The 23,375-nt window shown below is 48.5% G+C and carries 15 protein-coding genes; 3 read left to right on the forward strand and 12 right to left on the reverse strand.

Translation table 11 applies throughout. The annotated features are described in order from the left end of the window. Nucleotides 1-8 precede the first annotated feature (8 nt). The 10 genes from ACLTOQ_RS12580 to ACLTOQ_RS12625 all read right to left on the reverse strand — a co-directional run bounded on the left by ACLTOQ_RS12580 (nt 9) and on the right by ACLTOQ_RS12625 (nt 15,787). A complete protein-coding gene (locus ACLTOQ_RS12580) occupies nt 9-1,865 on the reverse strand; it encodes a beta-N-acetylhexosaminidase (protein WP_262586759.1) in 1,857 nt (618 codons plus the stop codon). Beyond that, complete coding sequence (locus tag ACLTOQ_RS12585; RefSeq protein WP_262586757.1) at nt 1,856-4,159, reverse strand: glycoside hydrolase family 3 N-terminal domain-containing protein; 2,304 nt, start codon at nt 4,157-4,159, stop codon at nt 1,856-1,858. The genes ACLTOQ_RS12580 and ACLTOQ_RS12585 overlap by 10 nt, the downstream gene beginning before the upstream one ends. Then, nucleotides 4,160-5,632 carry a sulfatase gene (locus tag ACLTOQ_RS12590; protein ID WP_337562273.1) on the reverse strand — a complete coding sequence of 491 codons (1,473 nt, stop codon included), beginning with the start codon at nt 5,630-5,632 and terminating at the stop codon, nt 4,160-4,162. It lies immediately after the preceding gene. Nucleotides 5,633-5,691: 59 nt separating this feature from the next. Continuing rightward, nucleotides 5,692-6,450: a response regulator transcription factor gene (locus tag ACLTOQ_RS12595; RefSeq protein WP_117961775.1), complete on the reverse strand. Its 759-nt coding sequence runs from the start codon at nt 6,448-6,450 to the stop codon at nt 5,692-5,694. Then, the gene (locus ACLTOQ_RS12600; RefSeq protein WP_262586755.1) at nt 6,425-8,209 is read right to left on the reverse strand and encodes a sensor histidine kinase; all 1,785 of its coding nucleotides are present in this window, start codon (nt 8,207-8,209) and stop codon (nt 6,425-6,427) included. Before ACLTOQ_RS12600 ends, ACLTOQ_RS12595 begins: the two co-directional genes overlap by 26 nt. Before the next feature lie 325 nt (nt 8,210-8,534). Continuing rightward, a complete protein-coding gene (locus tag ACLTOQ_RS12605) occupies nt 8,535-10,031 on the reverse strand; it encodes an ABC transporter substrate-binding protein (RefSeq protein WP_262586753.1) in 1,497 nt (498 codons plus the stop codon). A 112-nt stretch (nt 10,032-10,143) separates the two neighbouring features. Continuing rightward, nucleotides 10,144-11,094 carry a carbohydrate ABC transporter permease gene (locus tag ACLTOQ_RS12610; RefSeq protein WP_021914387.1) on the reverse strand — a complete coding sequence of 317 codons (951 nt, stop codon included), beginning with the start codon at nt 11,092-11,094 and terminating at the stop codon, nt 10,144-10,146. Between the two features lie 12 nt (nt 11,095-11,106). Beyond that, on the reverse strand, nt 11,107-12,054 hold the full coding sequence (locus ACLTOQ_RS12615) for an ABC transporter permease (protein ID WP_118496864.1): 948 nt from the start codon (nt 12,052-12,054) through the stop codon (nt 11,107-11,109). A 383-nt stretch (nt 12,055-12,437) separates the two neighbouring features. Further along, nucleotides 12,438-13,970, reverse strand: a complete 1,533-nt coding sequence (locus ACLTOQ_RS12620) for an ABC transporter substrate-binding protein (RefSeq protein WP_412271854.1) — start codon at nt 13,968-13,970, stop codon at nt 12,438-12,440. A gap of 290 nt (nt 13,971-14,260) precedes the next feature. Continuing rightward, complete coding sequence (locus ACLTOQ_RS12625; RefSeq protein ID WP_118496867.1) at nt 14,261-15,787, reverse strand: ABC transporter substrate-binding protein; 1,527 nt, start codon at nt 15,785-15,787, stop codon at nt 14,261-14,263. 454 nt (nt 15,788-16,241) lie between these two features. On the opposite strand from ACLTOQ_RS12625, the gene ACLTOQ_RS12630 reads away from it, so the two are divergent. Beyond that, nucleotides 16,242-17,678 (forward strand): sulfatase-like hydrolase/transferase, encoded by a 1,437-nt coding sequence (locus ACLTOQ_RS12630; protein ID WP_412287145.1) that lies wholly within the window; start codon nt 16,242-16,244, stop codon nt 17,676-17,678. 94 nt (nt 17,679-17,772) lie between these two features. On the opposite strand, the gene ACLTOQ_RS12635 is transcribed toward ACLTOQ_RS12630, so the two are convergent. Together ACLTOQ_RS12635 and ACLTOQ_RS12640 are read right to left on the reverse strand one after the other, a co-directional pair. Continuing rightward, a complete protein-coding gene (locus ACLTOQ_RS12635) occupies nt 17,773-19,239 on the reverse strand; it encodes an arylsulfatase (RefSeq protein ID WP_412271850.1) in 1,467 nt (488 codons plus the stop codon). A 42-nt stretch (nt 19,240-19,281) separates the two neighbouring features. Continuing rightward, nucleotides 19,282-20,571 carry a glycoside hydrolase family 125 protein gene (locus ACLTOQ_RS12640; RefSeq protein ID WP_118496871.1) on the reverse strand — a complete coding sequence of 430 codons (1,290 nt, stop codon included), beginning with the start codon at nt 20,569-20,571 and terminating at the stop codon, nt 19,282-19,284. A gap of 243 nt (nt 20,572-20,814) precedes the next feature. Here ACLTOQ_RS12640 and recQ point away from each other — a divergent pair, with 243 nt between their 5' ends. Together recQ and ACLTOQ_RS12650 are read left to right on the forward strand one after the other, a co-directional pair. Then, complete coding sequence (gene recQ / locus ACLTOQ_RS12645) at nt 20,815-22,698, forward strand: DNA helicase RecQ (protein ID WP_412278968.1); 1,884 nt, start codon at nt 20,815-20,817, stop codon at nt 22,696-22,698. A gap of 6 nt (nt 22,699-22,704) precedes the next feature. Continuing rightward, nucleotides 22,705-23,355, forward strand: a complete 651-nt coding sequence (locus ACLTOQ_RS12650) for a YitT family protein (RefSeq protein WP_337598139.1) — start codon at nt 22,705-22,707, stop codon at nt 23,353-23,355. Nucleotides 23,356-23,375 lie beyond the last annotated feature (20 nt).

Consider the following 23,375-nt stretch of genomic DNA (forward strand, 5'->3'; position numbering starts at 1 on the left):
ACATTCTGTTATTTGATCTGACGCAGGTAATCTCCATACCAGCATACCAGCTCCTGGATATAACGCAGTTCAGATTCTTCACTGATGCTGCGGTATACTCTCTTGTAAAAATAGAACCATGTCTCCAGCTCCTTGGCAAGTGCCCAGCTGTCCGGCATATTCTCATAGGTGCAGCCCAGCACATCCGCAGTTGCGAATTTGCCGATCTGGTTAAAGATACGGATCGCATCCACTGCAACGATCTGGGGCATTACCAGTGCGCGCTTGCTGCTGTCCATCTGCTCGATCTGTGCATACAGCTCTCTTGCGATTTCTTTCAGATTTGCGTCCTTCTGATCGATGTTATCCATCTGACCGATGCGTTCCTTCATCAGGCCAACGCTGACTTCATCCTGTTCATGCAGACCGCGCTTCATTTCCCAGTAGCGTACTGCAACATTCCAGTCGTAGCCGCTGTTTTCCTGAATCTTTGCTACAACAGCCAGGTAGTTCTCACTGCTGTCCCGATATTCGATTCTGGAAATCTGACGGTTGATATCCTCGTAGGATGGAATATTGCTGTTCCAGGAGAACGCTGCACCGTAAATCATGCCGACTCTTGTGAAATCGGGATGGTTGACATGCAGATAATCGCCCCAGTCCGTATTTAACAGACCGATCGCACCGTACTTGTTTGCATAGGTACACAATCTCATGATGTTGTTGTATGCGTACCAGTTGAGTGCAGAAAATTCATTCCATCCACAGCAGCCGGGGCAGCAATACTGAACCGCTCCTGCTTCGTACATCCACTTCGTCTCTTCTTCGCGCTGGTTCCACATATAACCCCAGTTTAAGCAGATGATCTCTTTGGGAAGCTCTTTGATCATCTCCGGGAAGCCGAGGATAATATCCCCCCAGAACATGGGCCGACGGCCGTTATCCAGTAAGAACTGAGCCAGCTTCTTAATATAATCGATATAAACTCTGTCCTTGCCCAGCTTTTCCACTGCTTCTTTGTTGCGTCCTCTGCCCAGGTCAAAGGTCTCATCTGCACAAATGTTGAACTGTCTGGAGGTAAACAGCTCCATATATTCGGAAATCATACCTTCGATCAGCTGCAGGCTCTCCGGATCGGAGGTGTTGATCGTGTGGTGTGCCATTCTGCCGGTCTGGGAGAAGGGTTTTCCTTCGGAATCCTCCAGCTCGCATAAATGAGAGTATTCTCTGGAGCAAAGCAGCTTGTAAAGGTGTCCAAAGCTGGACAGGGACGGTACAAGCTCGATGCCGCGCTCTGCACAGTAACGGTCAAACTCCATGATCTCTTCTGCAGTCAGCGGAGTGTCATCTCTCCACAGCTCTGTCATACCGCGGAACAAATAGGAATGCTCTACGTACAGCTGTAACTGGTTTAACTTGTAATAAGCCATCCGGTCAGCCAGCTGCTTCAACCAGGAAAGCTTCGGAATACGTCCTCTGGTGCAGTCGAAGTAATAGCCGCGGTTTACAATTGCCGGAGCATCCTCGATATGTAAAGCGGACAGGCATGCGCCTTCCTGCTCGAGGATCTGCAGCAGCGTCTGCATACCATGCCACAGACCTGCCTCATCGCCGGTCAGTACAATTGCATCCTCGGTGATATCCAGCACATAGCTCTGGGCTTTCATGGTGTCATCCTGCTTGAAAACGACATCACCAGCCTGGGCAGCTCCTCTTGTCAGAAGGGGACGGTAGCCCAGTTCTTTTTCTGCGCCGTCACAAAACAGGGACGCCTGACGGGTCACCAGCTGGCTGCAGCTTTGATCTACCGTCACATATCTGTCATAGGCCCAGATAAAACGGCCTTCTTTTTTCTCCAGCTTCGCCGGAGCGGGAATTAAATACATAATGTAAATTCTCCTTTCCATATGGTTTGCGCGCTGTCAGACAGCTCAATCCGGAATACTCCAGGTTCCGCAACATACTTCATCTTCTGATTCCACAGGCAGAATGCCTCCTTGCCAAGCTGCAGGGAAACGGTTCTTTCCTGTCCTGCATCCAGCCATACCTTCTGGAATGCTTTCAATTCTTTCACTCTCCGTACCGTGGATGCTGCAACGTCCGTCACGTAAATCTGCGGTACGATATAGCCGCCTCTTTCACTGGTATTTTTTACAGAAAAGCGGATGGTCAGGCCCTTATTTTCCAACGCAGCCACATTGCACCGTTCTGTGCTTAAGCTGCAGGCTCCCCATTCAAAGGTCCCATAGCCAAGTCCGTAGCCAAAGGGAAACAGCGGTCCTGCCTCCTCATCCATATAGGTCATCGCCCGGTAGGAATTTTTATAATTGTAATAAACAGGAACCTGTCCTGTCGATCGCGGCAGGGAAACCGGAAGTCTTCCGGAGGGAGCAACTCTTCCTGAGATCACCTCTGCAATTGCCTGTCCGCCTCTGGGACCGGGATAAAATCCAAGGATTACACCGTCTGCCAGCTCACACACCTGGGTCAGCACCAGCGGGCGACCGCAGATCACAACTGCGATCACAGTTTTTCCGGTTTCTTTCAATGCCTTTAACAGCTCCAGCTGCGCATCCGGAAGCTCAAGGTCGCTGCAGTCCATTCCCTCTCCGCAGTCCATCAGCGTCCCCTTGTCGTCGGCCGCAGCATTATCTAAAAGCGCCGCGCCGTTTGTGTCAAAACTTGCACCGCCGAACCGGCTCGAGGAACCGCCCAGCACACAGATCACAATGTCACTGTTTTTCACAGTATCCACTGCCTCTTTCAGCAGGTTTTCATCTCGTTTTCTCAGATAACATCCCTGTGAGAACCGGATATCAGATTCTTTGAAAATCAGCTTCATGCCGTCCAATACCGTGATACCGTCGTCCCTGCGCAGCGGAGGTGTGTAGTCACCCAGCTGGTTATACAGATCGTCTGCATTTGGTCCGACCACAGCGATCTTTTTACCGGATGCCTGGTTTTCCCAAAAGGGAAGCCCCTGGTTTTTATTTTGCAGAATTACAAGCCCTTCCCGCGCCAGCTGTACACTCTCCGGATTCTGTGCATAATCCATATGGATCTCTCCCTCTTCTTCGAGGTAAGGATGCTCAAACAGTCCTCTCTCGAATTTGAGGGTCAGCACACGCAGCACTGCCTGATCAATCTGGGCTTCCTTTACAAGACCTCTGCGTACTGCTTCTTCCAGTTTGCCAAACGCCTCATCCCACAGACCGACGTCCACGCCTGACTGCAGGGCCAGCGCACCGGACACCACATTATCACCAGTCATGCTGTCAAGCTGATCGATGGCAACACCATCAGACATCACGATACCGTCAAAGCCCATCTCCTTGCGGATGACATCATTTAACAGCCAGCGATTTGCGTGACAGTAAACGCCGTCAATCTCATTATAGGCAGCCATGATGCCCTTGGCTCCTGCCTTGATTGCAGCCGCTGCCGGAGGAAAATGAATTTCCCGAAGTTCGCGTTCTCCAATTCTTGCCGCGCTCGCATTGACGCCGCCGGTTCCTTCGCCCTGTGCTGCAAAATGCTTTGCTACAACCTCAGGTCCGCTTTCCTGCATACCGATTACGGCAGCTTCTGCCATCCGCGCAGACAGATACGGATCTTCACTGTAGCATTCCTCACTGCGTCCCCATCTGGGATCCCGCAGCACATCCAACATCGACATTAAGGCAAGATCCACACCCATATTCTGCAGCTGACGGCCGCTTACCCGGTACGCTGCCCGGACCATTGCAGGATCAAAGGTCGCTCCGGCCAGAAGGTTTACCGGAAGCAGATAGCCGTCCAGCGCCTGATGTCCGTGGGGGCATTCCGAGCTCATCATTACAGGAATACCGAGTCTGGAATGCTCCAGCACATAGCGCTGTACCTGATTATATGCTTTTTTGGAAAGCACGCCGGTCAGACCGGTTTCGTAATTCTTATCCGCCCAGGGATCTGCACGATATAAACCGTACAAAACTCCCAGACCGCTGTATTTTTCAACCTCCTGACAAAATTCCTCCGACAGCTCGATGGTATCCTCACCATTTACACATTTCCGCTCATAAATCCGAAATCCGTAAAGGCGTTGATTGAGCTGACCGATCTTTTCTGCCAGAGTCATCTCCTCCAGGAGAGCCTTCGCCCTCCTGACAGGAGCTAAAGAAGCATCCTGATATGCCTTCATTTATTCACAATCTCCGTATTTTTCTTTCAGCAGTTCGATTCCGTACTCTCTCGGAGTACCCTTTAAACGCTCCATATAGGACTTCAGCTGTCCTCTGCAATGCTCGGGGCCGCCCTCCCGCATTACGGTCCACATGGGATCTACATCGTAATGAGAGGTCTTCATCATCTTGTCATTCCAGTCGAGGATCATCTTCGCACCCTTTGCGCACAAGTCAGGGCGCTCCTCTGCCAGGTTGTGCTGCTCGTGAGGATCTTCCTTTACATTGAACAGCATTTCCTCCGGGAACAGATGATACCCGCCGTGTACGGTTCTGATATATACATAGTCATCAAACCGGGCACTTCTCTGGCACACATGGGCACACTGGGTCAGAATCGCATAGGGCTTGGAGCAGTCTGTTCCATCCCTTAATGCCTTTGCAAAGGAATTGCCGTCATAATGATAACGATCCGAAAACATCGGTGTACCCAGCAGTTCCTGCACGGTAGGTGTCAGGTCTGTATTGTCATAGAAGCCCTTAACCACTGCGCCTTTCTGCATGCCGGGCCAGCGAACGATCATAGGAATACGGCAAACCGGCTCATCCGCAGTGCCATGCTCTCCGTAGATACCGAACTCGCCAAGGTCTTCGCCGTGATCCGCTGTGATAATGATCGCAAGATCATCGTCATACAGTCCGTTATCCTTTAACCAGCCAATGATCTGACCGATGTTATCGTCTGTGTATTTTACGCCGTCATCATACAGATCCAGAAGGTGCTTTGCCTCTTCCAGAGTTGTCAGCTTACCGGGGTGCTTTGGCCACTGAGGAAACGTATCATCATTCCACATGTTGATCTCGTTTGCGCAGTGGGGTCCGATGTGCAGCAGGTGCTCTTCAAAGGTCTTCTCGTCGATCCAGTCATCCGGAAGCGGCGTATCCGCAAACTGGCTCGGATAATCTGCCGGTGTACGATAAGGGGTATGAGGATCCCAGTAATGCACATGCATCATCCAGTTATCCTTCTTGCCGTTTCTCTCCAGCCAGTCCAGCACATGAGGCGTTACCATCTCTGCGGACTCGCTGCCTCTCCTGCCTACGTTGTAGCATTCATTGAAACCGGAATTAAACCACCATGCACTGTGACGTTCTGCAAAGGAAGAGAAGGAAACCGTATGCATTCCGGCTCTTCTAAACTGCATGAACAGTCCGTTCTCAGACATGTCATCCGTAAAGCTTCTGGTGATTCCCTGCAGACGCATATCCGCAGCTGTACCGCCATGCCCCACAATTCCGTTATGAATTCCATACTGTCCGCTGATCATGGATGCTCTGGACGGAAGGCACGGTGCATTCGGGCAGTAATAATCATCGAACCGCACTCCCTCCTTTGCAATTTCATCCATTACAGGTGTGGTATTTCTGCCATAGCCATAACAGCCCATATGATCCGCCCGCAGCGTATCAATGTCAAACAGTAATACTCTCATTTGTGAGTTGCTCCTTTTCCCCATTTTTTATAACAACAGAAAATCATTTTCTGCAGTTTTCAATTTTTCCCCGCTCTCATTTCGGAAGGTGTGCTGTCATAATAATTATGAAAATGCTGATAGAAATAATTCATGTTGGAATATCCTACTTCCGCGGCTACCGAAGAAATCTTGTCGTCGGTATTTAGAATCCTCTCCCGCGCGACATACATCCGGTATGCCATCAGGTATTCCGAAAATTTCATATCTGTTTCCTTGATAAAAATCTGACCAAGATAGGTCGCATTCATCCGGAATCGGTCGGCTATACTTTTTAAGGAAATATGCTGCCCATATTCCATTGCCACGATCATAACGATCTTACGGATCAGCGGGGAAAATTCCTCATAGGGCCGCCGCAGGATCGGATCTTCGTTTTTACGCACCTCCAGCTGCACAGTTCCGTGCAGGTTTTCTACCACAACCTGTTCAATGCGCTTCTGAAGCTGATCCTTATCAAGGGGCTTTAACAGATAATCCACTGCGCCGCAACGCAGTGCTTCACAGGCATACTGAAAATCGTCATATCCGCTCATCATAATATAGTTGGATTTGACACCCATTCCATTTAAACAATTAATCAGTTCATAGCCAAATTCATTGCCGATCCGTACATCCACCAGGCAGACATCCGGTTTCCAGTCCACCACATGGGATACCACTTCAAAACAGCTTCTGGCGGTCCGGATTCGTTCAAAGCCAAGAGATTTCCAGTCAAGAAGCCTGCAAATGCCTTCGGCAATGGCAGGTTCATCATCCACGATCACCAATGTGTACATCTTCTTCCACCTTTCCCGGTATCAGGATAGAAATTTTAAATCCCCCTTCCGGGTTATTCCCGATTTCCATCTTAAAACCATTTCCATAAAAATAATTCAAACGCATATATACGTTTCTCAGTCCGATATCCGCTTCCGGATCGTCATTTCCTTCGCGCATCGTCTTCTGTACCTGCTCCAGCTGATCTGCAGGAACACCGGAGCCATTGTCCATGATTTCGATCACGGTGTCCGAGCCTTGTGGATGTCCGCTGATGATCAGCAGATTATACATGCTCTCCCGGTCAAAGCCATGAGTAAAGAAATTTTCCGCAAGGGGCTGCAGCCAAAAACTCACCGTCGGGATTTCTCTGAGTGCATCTTCCAGCTCGACCTGATAGAAGAAATTATCTCCAAACCGCAGCTCCATGATCTTTAGATACATTTCAAGCAGCTTAAACTCTTCTCCCAGCGTGATGGTATCCTTCGTATGGGTTCTGGCACGATACAGAGCCCCAAGCAATGCGATCGCATCCGCCGTATCCCGGTCTCCTTCCAGCAACGCCCTGGAGCGCAGCGTTTCCAGTGTGTTATATAAGAAGTGCGGGTTGATCTGATGCTGCAGTGCACGCATCTGAGTCTCCTGCTCCTTCAGCTTCCAGACATATTCCCGCTGGATATGACCCTGCAGTTTTGCACCCACATCCTTTAGGGCAACTGCGATCATGCCATATTCATTTTTGCGCCGCTCGCTGCTTAAATCTTCCTCCTGAACATCCGCAAACTCACCGGATTCCATGTGCGAAAGCATATGAATGATCTTGGAAAGAAACTCATAATCCGCTTTCAGCTGCATATTGGTAAACAGAATGATCCCAAAGGCTATCAGAAACAGTGTTGTCCCTATCACGCCAACGACATAACGATTATCCGCCACCAGCTCTCCGATACTTTTTATGACAACATAGGAAAACGTTCCCTGGTTGGATGTATGTTTTGTAAAAAAAGTCCTCCGGCTGCCGGTATTCTCCAGCCAGTCAAACTGCACCCCCCGCAGGGCCGCCTGGAACAGCTCTGCTTCCTGCTGTGGGCTCATCTTGCTGTGGGCAAGCATATCCCCATCTGCATCGAAAATCCCCCAGGAAGCATTGATCTCATCATTGTCCTCATAAAAATCCGCCGTGCTGATCCAGAAATCCATCGTTCCCATTGAAATACTCATGTTATCCGGATCACGAACCGAATAAGAGGACGCCATAATATCCCCGAATCCTGGAATTGTCTTCACATCCTCGATTGTACGACATTCAAAATCCACCCACAAATCATAGTTCGTCATTCGCAGAGCTTTTATACCGTTATCCGACCGCAGCGTTACACCGCAAATCTTCGTCCTGCCATCTAAAAACAGCTTCTTGATATCTGACGGCACATACCGGATTTCCGAATCACTGTTCAAACTGTTTTCCCGGCGCTTTGCGATGTAGTCCTGATTGTTCACAGCGCCAAACAATGCCTTTAAATCTTCCATCAGCGCCGTATCGGTGTACAAGCCTTCCACATAGGACCGTGTCCAGGTCTGAATATTTTCCAGCTGGCGCTCCTTTTGCTGGAAGCGGTACTGAGACTGGATCTGCACATCATTGATCCAGTTGCGGATAAAGAAAAACAGAACGCCCGAAAACGCGCTCAGGCAAAGCACAATGACTACGATGATTGTCCCAAGAAATTTTTTCCGATAGATCCGATATTCCAAAAATGTACTGTGGCCTTTGCTCATTTGCTGTCTTCTCCTGTGTCATACATCTTCTGCGAAGCCGCAGCTTTCCGATCCCTATTCCTAGCTCGATTATATCCTGTCTATATAGACTTTGCAAGCGTGACCACTCTGCGGACGCTGTGTTCTTCGTGCTTTCCCATGCACAGATCTGCATGGGGACAGGTTATCTGTACATGGGAAAACACAAAGGAGCTGTTATGGCAAAAGGCCGCCCGAACCAAAGTTCGGACGGCCTGTCTTTAGTTCCTTATCCAATCAATATGACAGGGAAATGTTACTTCACCTTTTACAGTTTCTTCTGCATCCGGCATTCTTCCCCTGCAGATTAGTTCGCAAAGAACTCGTCAACCTGCTTCTGTGCCTCTTCGATAACGGTATCCAGGCCTGCAGCCTTCAGCTCTTCGATACAAGCGGGAACTGCAGTTGCCGGATCAGATGCACCGGTCAGCAGGTCATTCTTGTACTTATCCCAAACAGTGTTGCAGTTTGCGATCTCGTTCTGAATATTGGTTACATCCAAAGCAAAGCCCAGGCAGGTAGAAGATACAGCAGATTCGTTCTGCTCTTTTACCTGATTCCATGCATCCGGATCGCCATCCGCCTGAGTAGACAGGATGAAGAAGGTACCCTGTGTATAGGAAGGCCAGTTCCAGTCATCACGCAGCTTCTGTACTGTGCCGTCTTCTGCGTACTCCATGTAGTTGCCTTCTGTACCATATGCACACATATCACGGAATTTGGAATCTGTGTTCATCAGCTGCAGAACCTTCAGCGCTTCTGTCTTATACTTGGAGTTTGCAGAGATCGCGTTCATAGAACCCTGAATGGTCTCGGTTGTGTACAGAGGTCCGAATACCTGAGTCAGGTCATACTTCTCAATACCCGCGTTGAATGCCCATGTGGTTGCTGCTGCAGGCCAGCCCTGTGCAGAACCGAAGATGGAACCTTTACCGCCGTCTGTTACAACGTTAGCATCGGGATTGATGATGCCGTCCTGATACCATTTGTGCAGCCAGTTTAAGCCGTCCATGATATCATCCTGCTCCAGTGTGCATACAACCTTGCGGCTTGCATCGTCATATTTTACGCCGATGGGCTGCAGACCGGAAGCAAGACCGTCATAGTTGTTGAAGAAGCCGTTGAAGGTAGAGCCCTGAGCCAGCTGCATCGGGTATTTAGATTTGCCTTCCCCCTCTTTGATGGTCTGCAGAGCGTCATTTAAGGTTGCATAATCTTTGATGCTGTCTACATCAATGTTATACTTCTGTACATAAGCATCATCCAGCATCCAGAACTGGGTCAGGGAAGAATCCTTGTAGGTCGGTACTGCATATACATTACCGTGGATCTTGGCACCTTCCCACAGGTCTGTAGGAATGAAGTTGTACAGATCGGGGGTTTCCGTCTGAACAAGGTCTGTGATGTTCTCCAGAGCATTCAGATTTACAAATTTGGTGTAGTTTGTGTTGTTTACGAACATCAGGTCGAAGTATTCGCCGGTGTTGATGATGTTGTTCATCTTGGTTTCGTAATCTGCCCAGCCTGCGATCTTAACATCGATTCTTACGCCGATCTTTTCTTCTGCGTAATCGCTGATCTGAGATACAGCCTGATCGAAATCGTCTGCAGGTGTTCCGCCTATAGTCCACCATACCAGGGTAGGTACTTCACCATTGCTTGCTGCAGAATTAGAAGCGGCTTCTGTTCCGGCTGCAGCGCCGTCAGTTGTGGACGCAGAGCTGCCACAGCCTGCCAGCATTCCAGCTGTCATAGCGGCAACAACGCCCAGGGCAAGAATCTTGTTCATGCTCTTGTTTTTCATAATGTCTCCTCCTTAAAATCGGGCTCCCTGTATGCAGAGAGCCCGTTTCTATACCACAGCCGGTTCTTCCGGCAGGATATCAAATTAAAACACACAGATAATATAGGGAATATCAGCCCTTAACCGCACCAACCGTCAGACCGGAAATGAAGTACTGCTGGAAGAACGGATATGCGCAGGCGATAGGCAATACGATAATAACTACGATAGACATACGAGCCGCTTCCTTCGGCATCTTTGCAAGCATTTCTGCTGCAGATGCACCCAGTGTTGCTGCATTCTGTACCAGCATCTGGATATTGGTCAGGATCTGGTTTAACAGAGCCTGCAGGGAAAGGAGCTTGGTGTTATCAATGTACAGCATGGACTGATACCAGTCGTTCCAGTATGCGAAGCAAAGGAACAGACCGATAGTTGCCAGTACCGGCAGGGAAATCGGAAGAACAATTCTGCTGAAAATCGTCAGCTGAGATGCACCGTCCATCTTCGCGGATTCGATCAGGGATTCCGGAACTGTTGTCTTAAAGAAGGTACGACAGATAATAACGTTAAAGGATGAAACTGCCAGAGGCAGAATCAGTGCCCATATCGTGTTCTTTAAGCCCAGCAGCTGGCTGACTACGAAGTAGGTGGAAACCAGACCGCCATTAAATACCATGGGGATAAATACCACCATTGTAAGGAAACCGTTTAATTTGTAGTTCGGACGGGAAAGTACATAGCCCATCAGAGTTGTCAGCATAACACCCAGAACCGTGCCAACGATCGTTACAAACAGAGAGACACCCAGTGCTCTCAGCAGCATCGTGCTCTGAGAAGCCAGGAATGTGTAGCCCTCAAGAGAGAAGATCTTGGGGATGAAGCGATATCCGTATTCTGTGATGGAATCCTCAGCAGAAAAAGAAATTGCAACAACCAGCAGGATCGGTATTACGCACAGCAGCGACATAATAATGAAAATGATATTCAGTACAGCGTTAGCGCCTTTGGATACCCGGTTGAACCGGTCGAACCCGGTAGGCTCGTCTTTGTTTACTCTTTTAATTTTTTTCGTTGTTTCCATTGTTCTTCTCCCTTAAATCATTGCGCTCTCACGGTCAATCTTACGAACGATCGCATTCGCCGTCAGAATCGTAATACATCCGGCAACAGACTGTACAAAGGCCGCAGCGGACGCCATACCGGTGGTCGAAGTTTTCAACTGTTTGAAAACATATACATCCAGAGTATATACATAATTGTACAGCGTATTGGAATCTCTGGGCACCTGATAGAACAGACCGAAGTCGGAGTAGAAAATACGTCCTACTGCCATGATAAACATCATGATGATAACGGTCTTCATCAGAGGCAGAGTGATGTAGCGGATCTGCTGCCAGATCGTAGCGCCGTCGATACCGGCTGCTTCATAATAGGTCTTGTCAATACCGGTGATGGTTGCCAGATAAACGACCATTCCGTAGCCAAGACCCTTCCACAGGTTCATAAATACCAGGAACGGAGGCCACATAGCAGGCTTCATATACCACTGCTGACGTTCCATTCCCCAGGACTCCAGCATACCGTTGATCAGACCCTTGTCATAAGACAGGAATGCCCAAACCAGTGCGCTTACAACGACCCAGGACAGGAAGTAAGGCATGAACATCGCAGTCTGATACGCTTTTGCAAGCTTCTTGCTGTGGAGCTGTCCAACTGCGATTGCTGCAGCAACCGGTGCCACAATGCCAAGGATAATGAAAATGACATTATATCCCAGCGTATTACGCAGGATCAGCCAGATATCCTTTGAGGAAAACAGGAATTTAAAGTTGTTAAATCCCACCCATTCACTTTTAATAAAGCTTGTTAAAAATCCACCGTATACCTTGTAGTTCTTAAATGCGATGATAATACCGAACATCGGCAAAAAGCAGAACAGCAAATACCAGATGGTAGTCGGCAGTGCCAATAACGACAGCTCTGTGTCGTCTTTACCCCAGATGCGTTTCTTGCCTCTGCGGCCAGTCTTTTCGTTACTCATTTTCCGTTTTCCTCCTTCTTCGCAGATTCCTCACGTAAATTCCTTTACTCGGAAACTATATGCTTATTATAACTTAGTCAATTTGACTTCACAACCTAAAATTTATTATATACTAGTATAAAAAGGCCAGTTCAGGTGTACAATTTTATCTTTTGTTTTTGTGCATTTTTTACACAGTTTTTCACCAGATTTCGGCACATCGCTTTTTTAAGAATGTAAAAGCTGTATAAGGACAAGTTGCATGCACCTAACGTTTTGAATATAATTTTTGCTTTTTTCATATTCTCAACTCTTTTTTTCCTATATATAATAGGCTCTCCGGATTTTATGCCGAGAGAGCCTATCATGCTGTGCATTATCACTTTTATACAATCTGATGCTGTTTATTTGGCAAAAAACTCATCAATCTGTCTCTGTGCTTCTTCGATGACTTTATCCAGACCCGCTGCCTTCAGTTCTTCGATGCAGGCAGGAACTGCAGTCTCCGGATCCGACGCACCGGTCAGCATATCATTTTTGTATTTATCCCATACCATATTGCAGTTTGCAACTTCATTCTGGATATCCGTGATATCCAGTGCAAATCCAAGGCAGGTAGAGGAAACAGCGGTTTCATTCTGTTTCTTAACCTGTTCCCAGGCATCCGGATCGCCGTCCGTTTGCGTAGACAGAATGAAGAACGTACCCTGTGTATAAGAAGGCCAGTTCCAGTCGTCACGCAGTTTCTGTACGGTACCATCCTCAGAATATTTCATGTAATTGCCTTCTGTACCATATGCACACATATCACGGAACTTGGAATCTGTATTCATCAGCTCCAGAACTTTCAGCGCTTCTGCTTTATATTTGGAGTTTGCAGAAATCGCATTCATGGAGCCCTGGATGGTGCCGGTCGCATACATCGGCCCGAATACCTGCGTCAGATCATATTTGTCAATTCCGTTATTGAATGCCCATGTGGTAGCTGCTGCAGGCCAGCCCTGTGCAGAGCCGAAAATAGACTGCTTGCCGCCATCTGTTACAACGTTTGCATCCGGATTGATGATGCCATCCTGATACCATTTATGCAGCCAGTTCAGTTTTTCCTTCACATCATCCTGCTCCAGAAGACTAACTACTTTACGTTCTTCATCTTCGTACCAGACACCGATTGCAGAAACACCGCCTGCCAGATCATCATAACCATTGAAGAAGCCGTTAAAAGTAGAGCCCTGTGCCAGCTTCATCGGATATACAGATTTGCCTTCCCCTTCTTTGATCGTCTGCAGCGCATCATTTAAAGTAGCAAAATCCTTAATGCCCTCCACATCAATATTATATTTCTGTACATATGTATCATCCAGCATCCAGAACTGTGTCATGGAAGAATCTTTATAAGTAGGAACTGCATATACATTATTATGAATTTTAACACCGTCCCAAAGCTCCTGGGGGATGAAACCATACAGATCCGGAGTTTCAGACTGAACTAAATCTGTAATATTTTCCAGCGCATTCAGATTTACAAATTTGCTGTAGTTTGTGTTGTTTACAAACATCAGATCGAAATACTCACCGGTATTTACGATATTGTTCATCTTGGTATCATAATCCGCCCATCCGGCAATCTTGACATCAATTCTTACACCGATCTTCTCTTCGGCATAATCACTAATTTCAGAAATTGCCTGATCGAAATCATCTGCAGGTGTGCCGCCTACAGTCCACCAGATCAGAGTAGGGACTTCCCCGTTATCCGTTTTTGCGGTCTCCTGTACAGCAGCAGTTTCGCTTGTTTCTGCAAGGGTCTCCGTATCTGCAGAAGCGTTGTCTGTTGCTGCCGCAGGTGCAGAGTTTCCACAGCCTGCAAACATTCCTGCCGTCATAGCTAAAACAAGTCCAGTCGTCAGCATTCTGTTTCCCGTTTTCCTTTTCATATCTTTCCTCCTTCTTTAAAAGCAGCTTCCCCGCTTTCTTTTTATAATTATAAGGAAGTCTTATGATTCTTTCTATCATTTAACGGTTTGTCTTTTTTCTCTTTTTGCACTTTTCGGAAGTACACAGGCTGCTTTCTTATCCATCTGAATCCATGTTTCTTTAAATCGGGGGTTATCCTTCCCACTACCTGGGCATGTTCAGGACTTTCACCTGCGAGAGCGCGCCCATGGCGCGCAAACGAAAAGACCCCCCGGGAAACCCGGAGGGTCTTTTTATGATGACAGAATCATTATTCAGCAAAGAAAGCATCCAGCTGCTTCTGAGCCTCATCGATAACAGTCTGCAGACCAGCTGCATTCAGTTCATCAATGATGGTAGGAACAGTTGTCTCAGGATCAATCGCACCTGTTAACAGGTCGTTATTGTATTTCTCCCAAGCAGTGTTTACATTTGCGATTTCGTTCTGAACCGGTTCGGGATCGAATACGAAGCCCAGGCATGTAGAAGAGGTTGCAGCTTCATTCTGCTCTTTTACCTGCTTCCAAGCATCCGGATCGCCATCAGACTGTGTAGCCAGGATGAAGAAGGTACCCTGTGTATAAGTAGGCCATACCCAGTCATCACGAAGCTTTGTAACAGTGCCATCCTCTTCATACTGCATGAAGTTTCCTTCGGTACCAAATGCACACATATTACGGAACTTCGCATCGGTGTTCATCAGCTGCAGAACCTTCAGTGCTTCTGCCTTGTAATTGGAGTTAGCAGAAACTGCATTCATGGAACCCTGGATTGTCTCGGTAGTATACAGAGGTCCGAATACCTTTGTTACATCATACTTCTCAATACCCTGACCAAATGCCCAGGACTCTGCTGCTGCAGGCCAGCCCTGACCTGTGCTGAAGATAGCGCCCTTGCCGGCATCTGTTACAACGTTAGCATCGGGATTGATGATGCCATCTACATACCATTTATGCAGGTAGTTCAGGTTTTCTTTTACATCGTCCTGCTCCAGCAGGTTTACAACCTTACGGCTCTCATCGTCATACTTAACGCCCATGACAGCAACGCCTGCTGTCAGTCCGTCATAGCCGTTGAAGAAACCATTAAAGGTAGCTCCCTGAGACAGATGGATCGGATATACAGACTTGCCTTCACCCTCTTTGATGGTGTGGATGATGGGATCCAGAGTCGCAAAGTCCTTAATGCTTTCCATGTCAATGTCGTACTTCTGTACAATAGAGTCATCCAGCATCCAGAACTGAGTCAGAGAAGAATCCTTGTAGGTAGGAACTGCGTATACCTTCTCTTTGATGGTAGCGCCTCTCCACAGGTCTTCGGGAATGAAATCATACAGCTCAGGTGTCTCAGACTGTACCAGCTCTGTAATATCAGCAAGTGCGTTCAGGTTAACGAACTTGGTGTAGTTTGTATTGTTTACAAACATCAGGTCGAAATACTCACCGGTGTTAACGATGTTGTTCATCTTGGTTGCCCAGTCAGCCCAGCTTGCGATCTTAACATCGATTCTTACGCCGATCTTCTCTTCTGTATAGTCGCTGATCTCTGCGATGGTCTTATCGAAATCATCGGGAGGTGTTCCGCCGATGCTCCACCAGATCAGAGTAGGCACTTCACCATTGTCTGCCTTCGCGGTATCGGTGGAAGTTTTGTCATCCGTAGCTTCTGTAACGGTTGTGTCAGCAGCACCCTTGTCTGTTGTTGTGGATGCTGTGTTTCCGCAGCCTGCCAGCATACCAGCTGTCATAGCAGAAACGAGACCCAGCGCAAGAAGCTTGTTTACGTTCTTCTTTTTCATACGTTCCTCCTTTTGTGCACTTTTGCACTTTTGATTCCCTCTCAGGAATATTTTTGAACAATTTGAATCGTTTTGGGCCGATTCAATCGTTCCGTCCGTCATTCGGTATACATTCTTATGTTCCGAACTGATGTATTTATTATATATTAGCAAATCTGTCCGCACAACCTAAAATATGTTATATACCAGTATAAAAATATTATCTTCAATATACAAAAGTGGCGCTTAATTTTGTGCATTTTGTATGTCTCCCTGTTTTTTGTTCTGCTGCTTCACTGTGGTTACGCATAAAAAAGGGTGATTTTTGAAATATTCCATCTCACTTTTTTAGGATAGACACCACACTTTTGTAAGGCTTATACTGTGCATAAAGGCAACGGTCTTGTCCGTCCTTCGGCAGAATCCTGACATGCTCTGCCTCAATATTGCCATCCGGAGGAGGTTATCTTATATTATGGCAAAGGATAATATTTTGCTGATCACAACGGATCAGCAGCGTTTTGACACTCTGAACGCATGGGGGAATCAGAGTATCTTTACACCGCATCTGAACTATATGGCGGCAATGGGCATCAGCTACAAAAACTGCTATGCCAGCTGCCCGATCTGCGTTCCGTCCCGTACAACCATCATGACCGGACGCCAGGGCTACGAAAGCGGTGTGATTTCCAATGCAACCCATGAGACTTTTATGCGTGCCTGCACTGAGGAACGCTCCACCCTTCCCGCTGTTTTGACAGACGCCGGTTATCAGACCTGTGCAAAGGGTAAGATGCACTTTGAGCCCGCCCGCGCCCACTATGGCTTCGAGCATATGAAGCTGCCCCTTGACTACATGCGCGAATATGACAAGAAACAGGTTCTTGCACATCCCAAGGCCCACGGTGTCGGTGAATGTGAGGCAGAGCCTGTGATCTCCACTGTAGATGTCAAGGACAGCATCACCAGCTGGATTGCAGAAGAGTCCATCGATTTTCTGGAGACCCGTGACACGACGCGTCCGTTCTTTCTATGGACAAGCTTTACCAAGCCCCATCCGCCCTTTGATCCCTGCCGTGACTTCTGGGAGCTGTATGACAATATCCCGATGCCGGACGCGGTTACAGGCGACTGGTCCAGAACCGTTGAAGAGACCCCTCAGGGCTTCCTTGCAGGTTCTTATGAAAACACGAACCTGCATCTGTTTGGTAAAGAGCAGCGCGCTGCTTCCAAACGCGCCTACTATGCCTGCATCACACAGGTCGACTATGCACTGGGACGTATCTTTGGCTGTCTGAGAGAAAATGACCTGTTCAAAAACACCTGGATCATCTTTACTGCAGACCACGGCGAGATGCTGGGAGACCACCATATGTCCCAGAAGAATCTGTTCTTTGAAGGCAGCGCTCATGTACCGCTTCTGATCATGCCTCCCCAGGGACGCAGCCTTCCCCAGAACATCAGCGTAGAAGCTCCGACTGACCTTGTAGACCTCTATCCTACGATCCTTGCAATGGCAGGGCTTTCTTCCCCTGTTTCTGTCAGCGGAAGAAACCTGCTTGAACCAGTTCCCATGGATCGTATATTCTTTGGAAACAGTTTAAACAGGAACTTCTGTGTCATGGAGGAAAAGGTGAAGCTGGTTTACTCTGCAGTCGGCGATCACGTTCTGCTCTTCGACTTAAATACCGATCCCATGGAACAGCACAACCTCGCAGAGGATCCTGCCTGGCAGGAACGCAAGGCAAAGCTCTGGAAGCTTCTGCTGGAGCATACCGCACAGTATACGCCAGAGGCGCTGGACGAGAAGGGTCAGTTCCTTACCTACGAAGCCCCCCACTTCCCCGGCGATGTGCCCGGACGGTGGTTTGGTTTCCATTATCATGATTATTCCGTGGATACGTTCCACTAAGGACAACGTATAAGACTCAAAAACCGGGCAGAAAAAATCTGCCCGGTTTTTGAGTCTCAGTGCTGTCAGATGAAGGATTTATCTTTTGCACCTTTTATCCATTCACCAACGAATTTTTCAGACATCCTATCATCGGAGCCCCTGTCCGGAGTCTCCCCTGTTCCACAAATCCTTCTTCTCGCCCTTCCAGGGCCTCGATCATCCAGCCCCTCATTTTCTGAACTCTTTCCTGATATTCTGCATCACAAACTGCATTGTGCTGCTCCCTGGGATCCTTTGACAAATCAAAATACTGCTCTTCTCCGCTTTGGGAATACCAGATAAATTTATCCTGCTCCGTAACAATATAATGATTGGATTCCTCTCCATACAAATGTTCCCCATGCAGCCACGGGCGAATGCGTTCCTCCGTTTTTTTCACCATAGGAAGAAGACTTTTCCCATCTACTTCCTCCGGTACCGGTGCATGAGCCAGATCCAGAAAGGTAGGCATAAGATCTCTCAGCTCCACAACATTGTGGCAAACCTGTCCCTCTTTCCCCCCAATCCATGACTTCGGTCCTGAAATAATCAGCGGAATATGACAGCTTCCCTCATAGGGACGGCATTTTCGAAACATATAGTGATCGCCTAATTCTTCTCCGTGATCAGAGGTAAAAATAATCACCGTATTGTCCATAACCCCAGATTCTGTCAGACTCTGAAGCAGCCTTCCTATTTGATGATCCACATGAGTGATACAGGCATAATATCCAATCTGCGCCTCCCTGATCAGCTCCGGGTCAACCGGTCCTGTGGAAGAATCAAAAATCCTGCCGGACCGCTCCAGTTCCCCGGGGTTCTCCCAGTCTCCCAGTGCGGGTGTCCTTAGCTTTTTGTTCCGATACAGATCAAAATAACACTGTGGCGCATCCAACGGCGGATGCGGACGCACATACGACACCATCAGGAAAAAGGGCTTTTCCCTGTCCCGACGGCGCAAAAAATCAATTGCCCGGGTCGTAACCCAGTTTGTCGGATGGAGAGACTCTTCATAAATCCACGGTCTGGAAACCCACGAATTGCATTCCAGACCGGTATCCGTAACATCTGTCTCAATTCCTTTTTCCTTTTTCAGCCAGTAAAAATAATCATCTGCGATCTTCTGAGCTTCATAATAGGGAACCGTCTCCCTCCTATACGCCCCCAAATAACCATCATGCAGCTCTATATTATGAAATCCCATCAGATTGCGCAGCGGGTGCACGTGCATTTTTCCTACACACTGCGTATAATATCCGGCTTTTGCCAGCTCTCCGGCCATGGTATGGGGATATCGAAACGTTACCCGGTCCTGATACCCAACCCGGCCGTGTTTTTCCTGCGAAAGCCCTGTATGGAGGGCCGCTCTCGCAGCAATACAGCTGGGGCAGGCCGAATATGCTCTGTCAAACAGCGTTCCTCGTGCTGCCAGCGTATCCAGAAACGGAGTTTTCACATCCGGATGCCCTGCGATTCCCATACAATCTCCACGCATCTGATCCGTCATAATAAAAACAATATTTGGTTGCTTCTGTTCCATAACCTCCCCCATGTCTCCGGCTATTTACACGCCCCGTATATCTTACCGTGCCACGCGGATATCGCAGTAATCCAGAACCAGCTCACAGAACATGGCATTTGCCCAGGAGAACCACTCTCTGGTGTAATTTGCAGGATCATTCACATCGAAGCCCTCGTGCATCATGTGCTTGCCGGCATCGGTATTTTTCATGGTGTTCAGGATCGCAAGCTTTTCTTCCTTTGTCTTGCTGGTCAGACCCTGGATCGCCAGAGCAATATGCCAGATATAGCCAGGCTTGGTGTGCTGGCTGCCTACACCCTTTGCACAGCTGCCTTCATAATAGTAAGGATTTGCACAGCTGAGCACAAAATTGCGGGTGTTTTCCACAACCTGACGGTCATCCGCCTCGTAGCCAAGGTAATCCATAGCCAGCAGACTGGGTACATTTGCATCGTCCATCAGCATATACTGACCGTAGCCGTCTACTTCGTATGCATAAACCTTACCATAGTAATAGTTATCTACGATCGCCATGCTTTCGATGGCATCGTGGATCTCTTTTTTCAGGGAAGCTGCTTCTGCTGCCAGAGCCTCATCCTTTAATACTTCATGTGCAATGGTTTCCATATAGCCCAGAACAACTGTTGCAAACATATTGGACGGGATCAGATAGCCGTAGATGCAGGCATCATCGCTGGGACGGAAGCCCGACCAGGTCAGACCTACGCCGGATTTTACCAGAGCGCCCTTGCCTTCTCTGGACAGGGTATCTGTAAAGTAGCAGCCCTTACGCTGGAAGGAATAAGGGGATTTCTCCTCGTGATACTGCTCGGTTTTCCATACGTTCAGGATGGTGTGCAGACCTTTTACGAAATTGTCATCAAAATGGTCTGTACGTCCGGTGTTTTTCCAGAGCAGATATGCGAACTGAACGGGATAGCACAGAGAGTCGATCTCATATTTGCGTTCCCAGAGCCAATCGCTCATTTCCGTCTCATCGTGATCCCAGCAGTTGCCGTTTTCTTCCTGATTGAAGGCATTTGCATAGGGATCATGGTTTACAAAGAAAAACTGTCTTCTGGACAGACCAGCCAGCAGGTCGGAAATCTCCTGATCCTCTGCTGCAGCTACCAGATAGGGGCGCACCTGTGCAACGGAATCCCGCAGCCACATCGCCGGGATATCACCGGTGATAACATGGGTTGTGCCGTCCTCCATCTTTTTCACAGTTGTATCCAGGGTGTTGGAAAAACAGTTGATAAACAGTTCTACCATTGCAGGATCCTCTGCAAAGGTCTCTTCCACCTTGTGAATCAGCTTCTGCAGGGATACCGGTAAATTCTCTTTCATTGGTATGTACTCCTCTCTTCTTAGATACTTCTATAGTGCTGGGTTTTTCCCAGTCTGTCAAGATAGAAAAAACTCATATTCTATCCCCTTTTTCTTAACCCTGAAGTTCCCTTGCATCTTTCCGAATGGTGCGTGGCCCTGCAGCACTTGCTCTGTTTTCAAAACCATGTTAAAATCAATCCATTACGATTCACAGGATAGGTTCCATTACAGCAGGAGCAAAACGAGACAAGGATTTTTATTATGAAGCAACAGCAGGACAAATACGATATTTTAAAAACCTATTATGGATATGATACGTTCCGTGACGGACAGGAGGAGCTGATCGACTGTCTGTTAAACGGGCAGGATGTCTGCGGCATTATGCCCACCGGCGCCGGGAAATCCGTCTGCTATCAGGTTCCAGCCCTGCTGCTGCCTCATGTTACCCTCGTGGTCTCCCCCCTGATTTCCCTGATGAAGGACCAGGTTCGTGCCCTGAATCAGATGGGGGTCCACGCAGCCTATTTAAACAGCTCTCTTTCCTGGAATCAATATAAAAAGGCCCTCGCTTATGCCAAAGAAGGCCGTTATAAGATCATCTACGTTGCGCCGGAACGGCTGCTGACGGAAGATTTTCTGGATTTTGCAGCCTCCACACCGATTTCGCTGCTGGCAGTTGATGAAGCCCACTGTGTATCCCAGTGGGGGCAGGATTTCCGCCCCAGCTATTTAAAAATCCCGGAATTTGTCCGCACGCTGCCCATCCGTCCCGTCATCGGCGCTTTTACCGCGACGGCAACCAGGGAAGTTCGCGAAGACATCATCCGGATGCTGGAGCTGTCCGATCCCCATGTCGCTGTGACCGGTTTTGACCGAAAAAATCTCTATTTCGAGGTTCGCCACGATAAGGACAAGTACCGCAGCATCCGCGATTATCTGCTCGCCCATCCCGACAGCTCCGGCGTCATTTACTGTGCAACACGCAAAAATGTCGAAGAGGTCTGCGACAGGCTCCTTGCGGATGGTTTTCGGGCAACCCGCTATCACGCCGGACTTTCCGACGAAGAACGGCGCGCAAACCAGGAGGCCTTTACCTACGACGATGCACCGATCATGGTCGCAACCAATGCGTTTGGCATGGGCATCGACAAATCCAACGTCCGCTTTGTCCTGCATTATAACATGCCGAAAAATATGGAAAGCTATTATCAGGAGGCCGGGCGCGCCGGACGGGACGGTGCAAAGGCCGATTGTATTTTATTTTACAGCGGTCAGGATGTTATCACAAACCAGTTTTTTATCGAACAGGATCGTGATAACGAAGAGCTGACCGGCGAAGCACTGGAGGAGGTTCGCAGACAAGACCGCGAACGCCTCAAGAAAATGACCTTTTACTGCCACACCACCGACTGTCTGCGGGACTACATGCTGCGCTATTTCGGTGAGTTTGGCTCCAACTACTGCGGCAACTGCAGCAACTGTTTAAATACCTTTGAAACCATCGACATCACAGAGCTTGCCAATGACCTGATCGGCTGTATCTTAACAAGCGGCATGCGCTTTGGCGTCAACGTCATTCTCGACACGCTGCGCGGCAGCAAAAACGAAAAGGTACTGCGTTTTGGTCTGGATTCCAACCGTTACTACGCAACGCACGCCCAGGATACCATCGTTTTTCTGCGGCAGGTGCTCAATTATCTCGTTCTGACGGATTATCTGGTCGTTACAGACGATCAGTTTCCTATTGTAAAAGTGAAAGAAAAGGGACTGTCTTTTTATGCAGAGTCCGGGGAATTCCGCCCCGTACTCACGATGAAGGCAGCAAGGAAGACTACGCAGACACCTGCAAAAGCCGGGCAGCTTCCCGGCACGGACAAATCCGGCAGAAAGCGTTCTTCCCTGCACACCGGCAGCGATCCCTTCGAGGCGCTGCGCAGGCTGCGTACCGAAATCGCACGGGCACAGCATATTCCGCCCTATCTTGTCTTTTCCGACAAGTCACTGGAATCCATGTGTGTCCTTCTGCCTCAGACGAAAACTGAAATGCTCGCTGTTCATGGCGTCGGCGAGCTGAAATACCAAAAATACGGCGAACAGTTTCTGGCGCTGTGCCAGAAGCTCGCCGGAGAGTCAGAGGAGTTTTAAGCTTTTATGTTTCAACAAAAATTAAATAAAGATACCATCCTTCACTACGGTTCCATGCTGCTCGGCGCAGCAGTGCTGTCCTTTGGCCTATTCAACGTCCACAGCCAGAGCAAGATCACAGAAGGCGGAATCCTGGGACTTACCCTGTTTCTGCACCACTGGACGGGCATTTCACCCGGCATCTTTTCCTTTCTGCTCGACATGACCTGCTATATCATCGGCTTCAAGCTTCTGGGCACCGACTTTTTGAAGAATGCCATTTTTTCCACCTGCTGCTACGCACTGCTGTACCGGTTCTGGGAATTTACCGGACCGTTTCTGCCCTCCTACGCAGATAAACCACTTATCGCCGCCATCCTCGGCGGTCTGTTCGTTGGCATCGGCGCAGGCTTAATCGTCCGCAGAGGCGGCGCTTCCGGCGGAGATGACGCACTGGCGCTCATCCTCCATCAAGTGACCGGCTGGAAAATTTCCCGCTCCTACTTTTTTACGGATTTCGTCGTGCTGATGCTTTCGATTTCCTACATTCCGCTGCGCAACATCTTCTTTTCCCTGCTGACAGTTACGCTGTCATCTGCAGTTATCGAGCTGTTGCAAAAGAGCAGACAGAATACGTCGGCGGAGGAAGCAGATTGCGAAAGCAGCTGGAAGGATTGATTTTTTACCTTCCGAGCATT

The organism is Gallintestinimicrobium sp., from assembly GCF_046968865.1.
Classification (GTDB): Bacteria; Bacillota; Clostridia; order Lachnospirales; family Lachnospiraceae; genus Gallintestinimicrobium; species Gallintestinimicrobium propionicum.

Coding starts and splice junctions, on each gene's coding strand:
- ACLTOQ_RS12640 (WP_118496871.1), bottom strand. CDS start 20,571: ATGAAAGAGAATTTACCGGTATCCCTGCAGAAGCTGATTCACAAGGTG.
- ACLTOQ_RS12650 (WP_337598139.1), top strand. CDS start 22,705: ATGTTTCAACAAAAATTAAATAAAGATACCATCCTTCACTACGGTTCC.
- ACLTOQ_RS12585 (WP_262586757.1), bottom strand. CDS start 4,159: ATGAAGGCATATCAGGATGCTTCTTTAGCTCCTGTCAGGAGGGCGAAG.
- ACLTOQ_RS12635 (WP_412271850.1), bottom strand. CDS start 19,239: ATGGAACAGAAGCAACCAAATATTGTTTTTATTATGACGGATCAGATG.
- ACLTOQ_RS12590 (WP_337562273.1), bottom strand. CDS start 5,632: ATGAGAGTATTACTGTTTGACATTGATACGCTGCGGGCGGATCATATG.
- ACLTOQ_RS12620 (WP_412271854.1), bottom strand. CDS start 13,970: ATGAAAAGGAAAACGGGAAACAGAATGCTGACGACTGGACTTGTTTTA.
- ACLTOQ_RS12630 (WP_412287145.1), top strand. CDS start 16,242: ATGGCAAAGGATAATATTTTGCTGATCACAACGGATCAGCAGCGTTTT.
- ACLTOQ_RS12605 (WP_262586753.1), bottom strand. CDS start 10,031: ATGAAAAACAAGAGCATGAACAAGATTCTTGCCCTGGGCGTTGTTGCC.
- ACLTOQ_RS12580 (WP_262586759.1), bottom strand. CDS start 1,865: ATGTATTTAATTCCCGCTCCGGCGAAGCTGGAGAAAAAAGAAGGCCGT.
- ACLTOQ_RS12610 (WP_021914387.1), bottom strand. CDS start 11,094: ATGGAAACAACGAAAAAAATTAAAAGAGTAAACAAAGACGAGCCTACC.
- ACLTOQ_RS12595 (WP_117961775.1), bottom strand. CDS start 6,450: ATGTACACATTGGTGATCGTGGATGATGAACCTGCCATTGCCGAAGGC.
- ACLTOQ_RS12615 (WP_118496864.1), bottom strand. CDS start 12,054: ATGAGTAACGAAAAGACTGGCCGCAGAGGCAAGAAACGCATCTGGGGT.
- ACLTOQ_RS12625 (WP_118496867.1), bottom strand. CDS start 15,787: ATGAAAAAGAAGAACGTAAACAAGCTTCTTGCGCTGGGTCTCGTTTCT.
- recQ (WP_412278968.1), top strand. CDS start 20,815: ATGAAGCAACAGCAGGACAAATACGATATTTTAAAAACCTATTATGGA.
- ACLTOQ_RS12600 (WP_262586755.1), bottom strand. CDS start 8,209: ATGAGCAAAGGCCACAGTACATTTTTGGAATATCGGATCTATCGGAAA.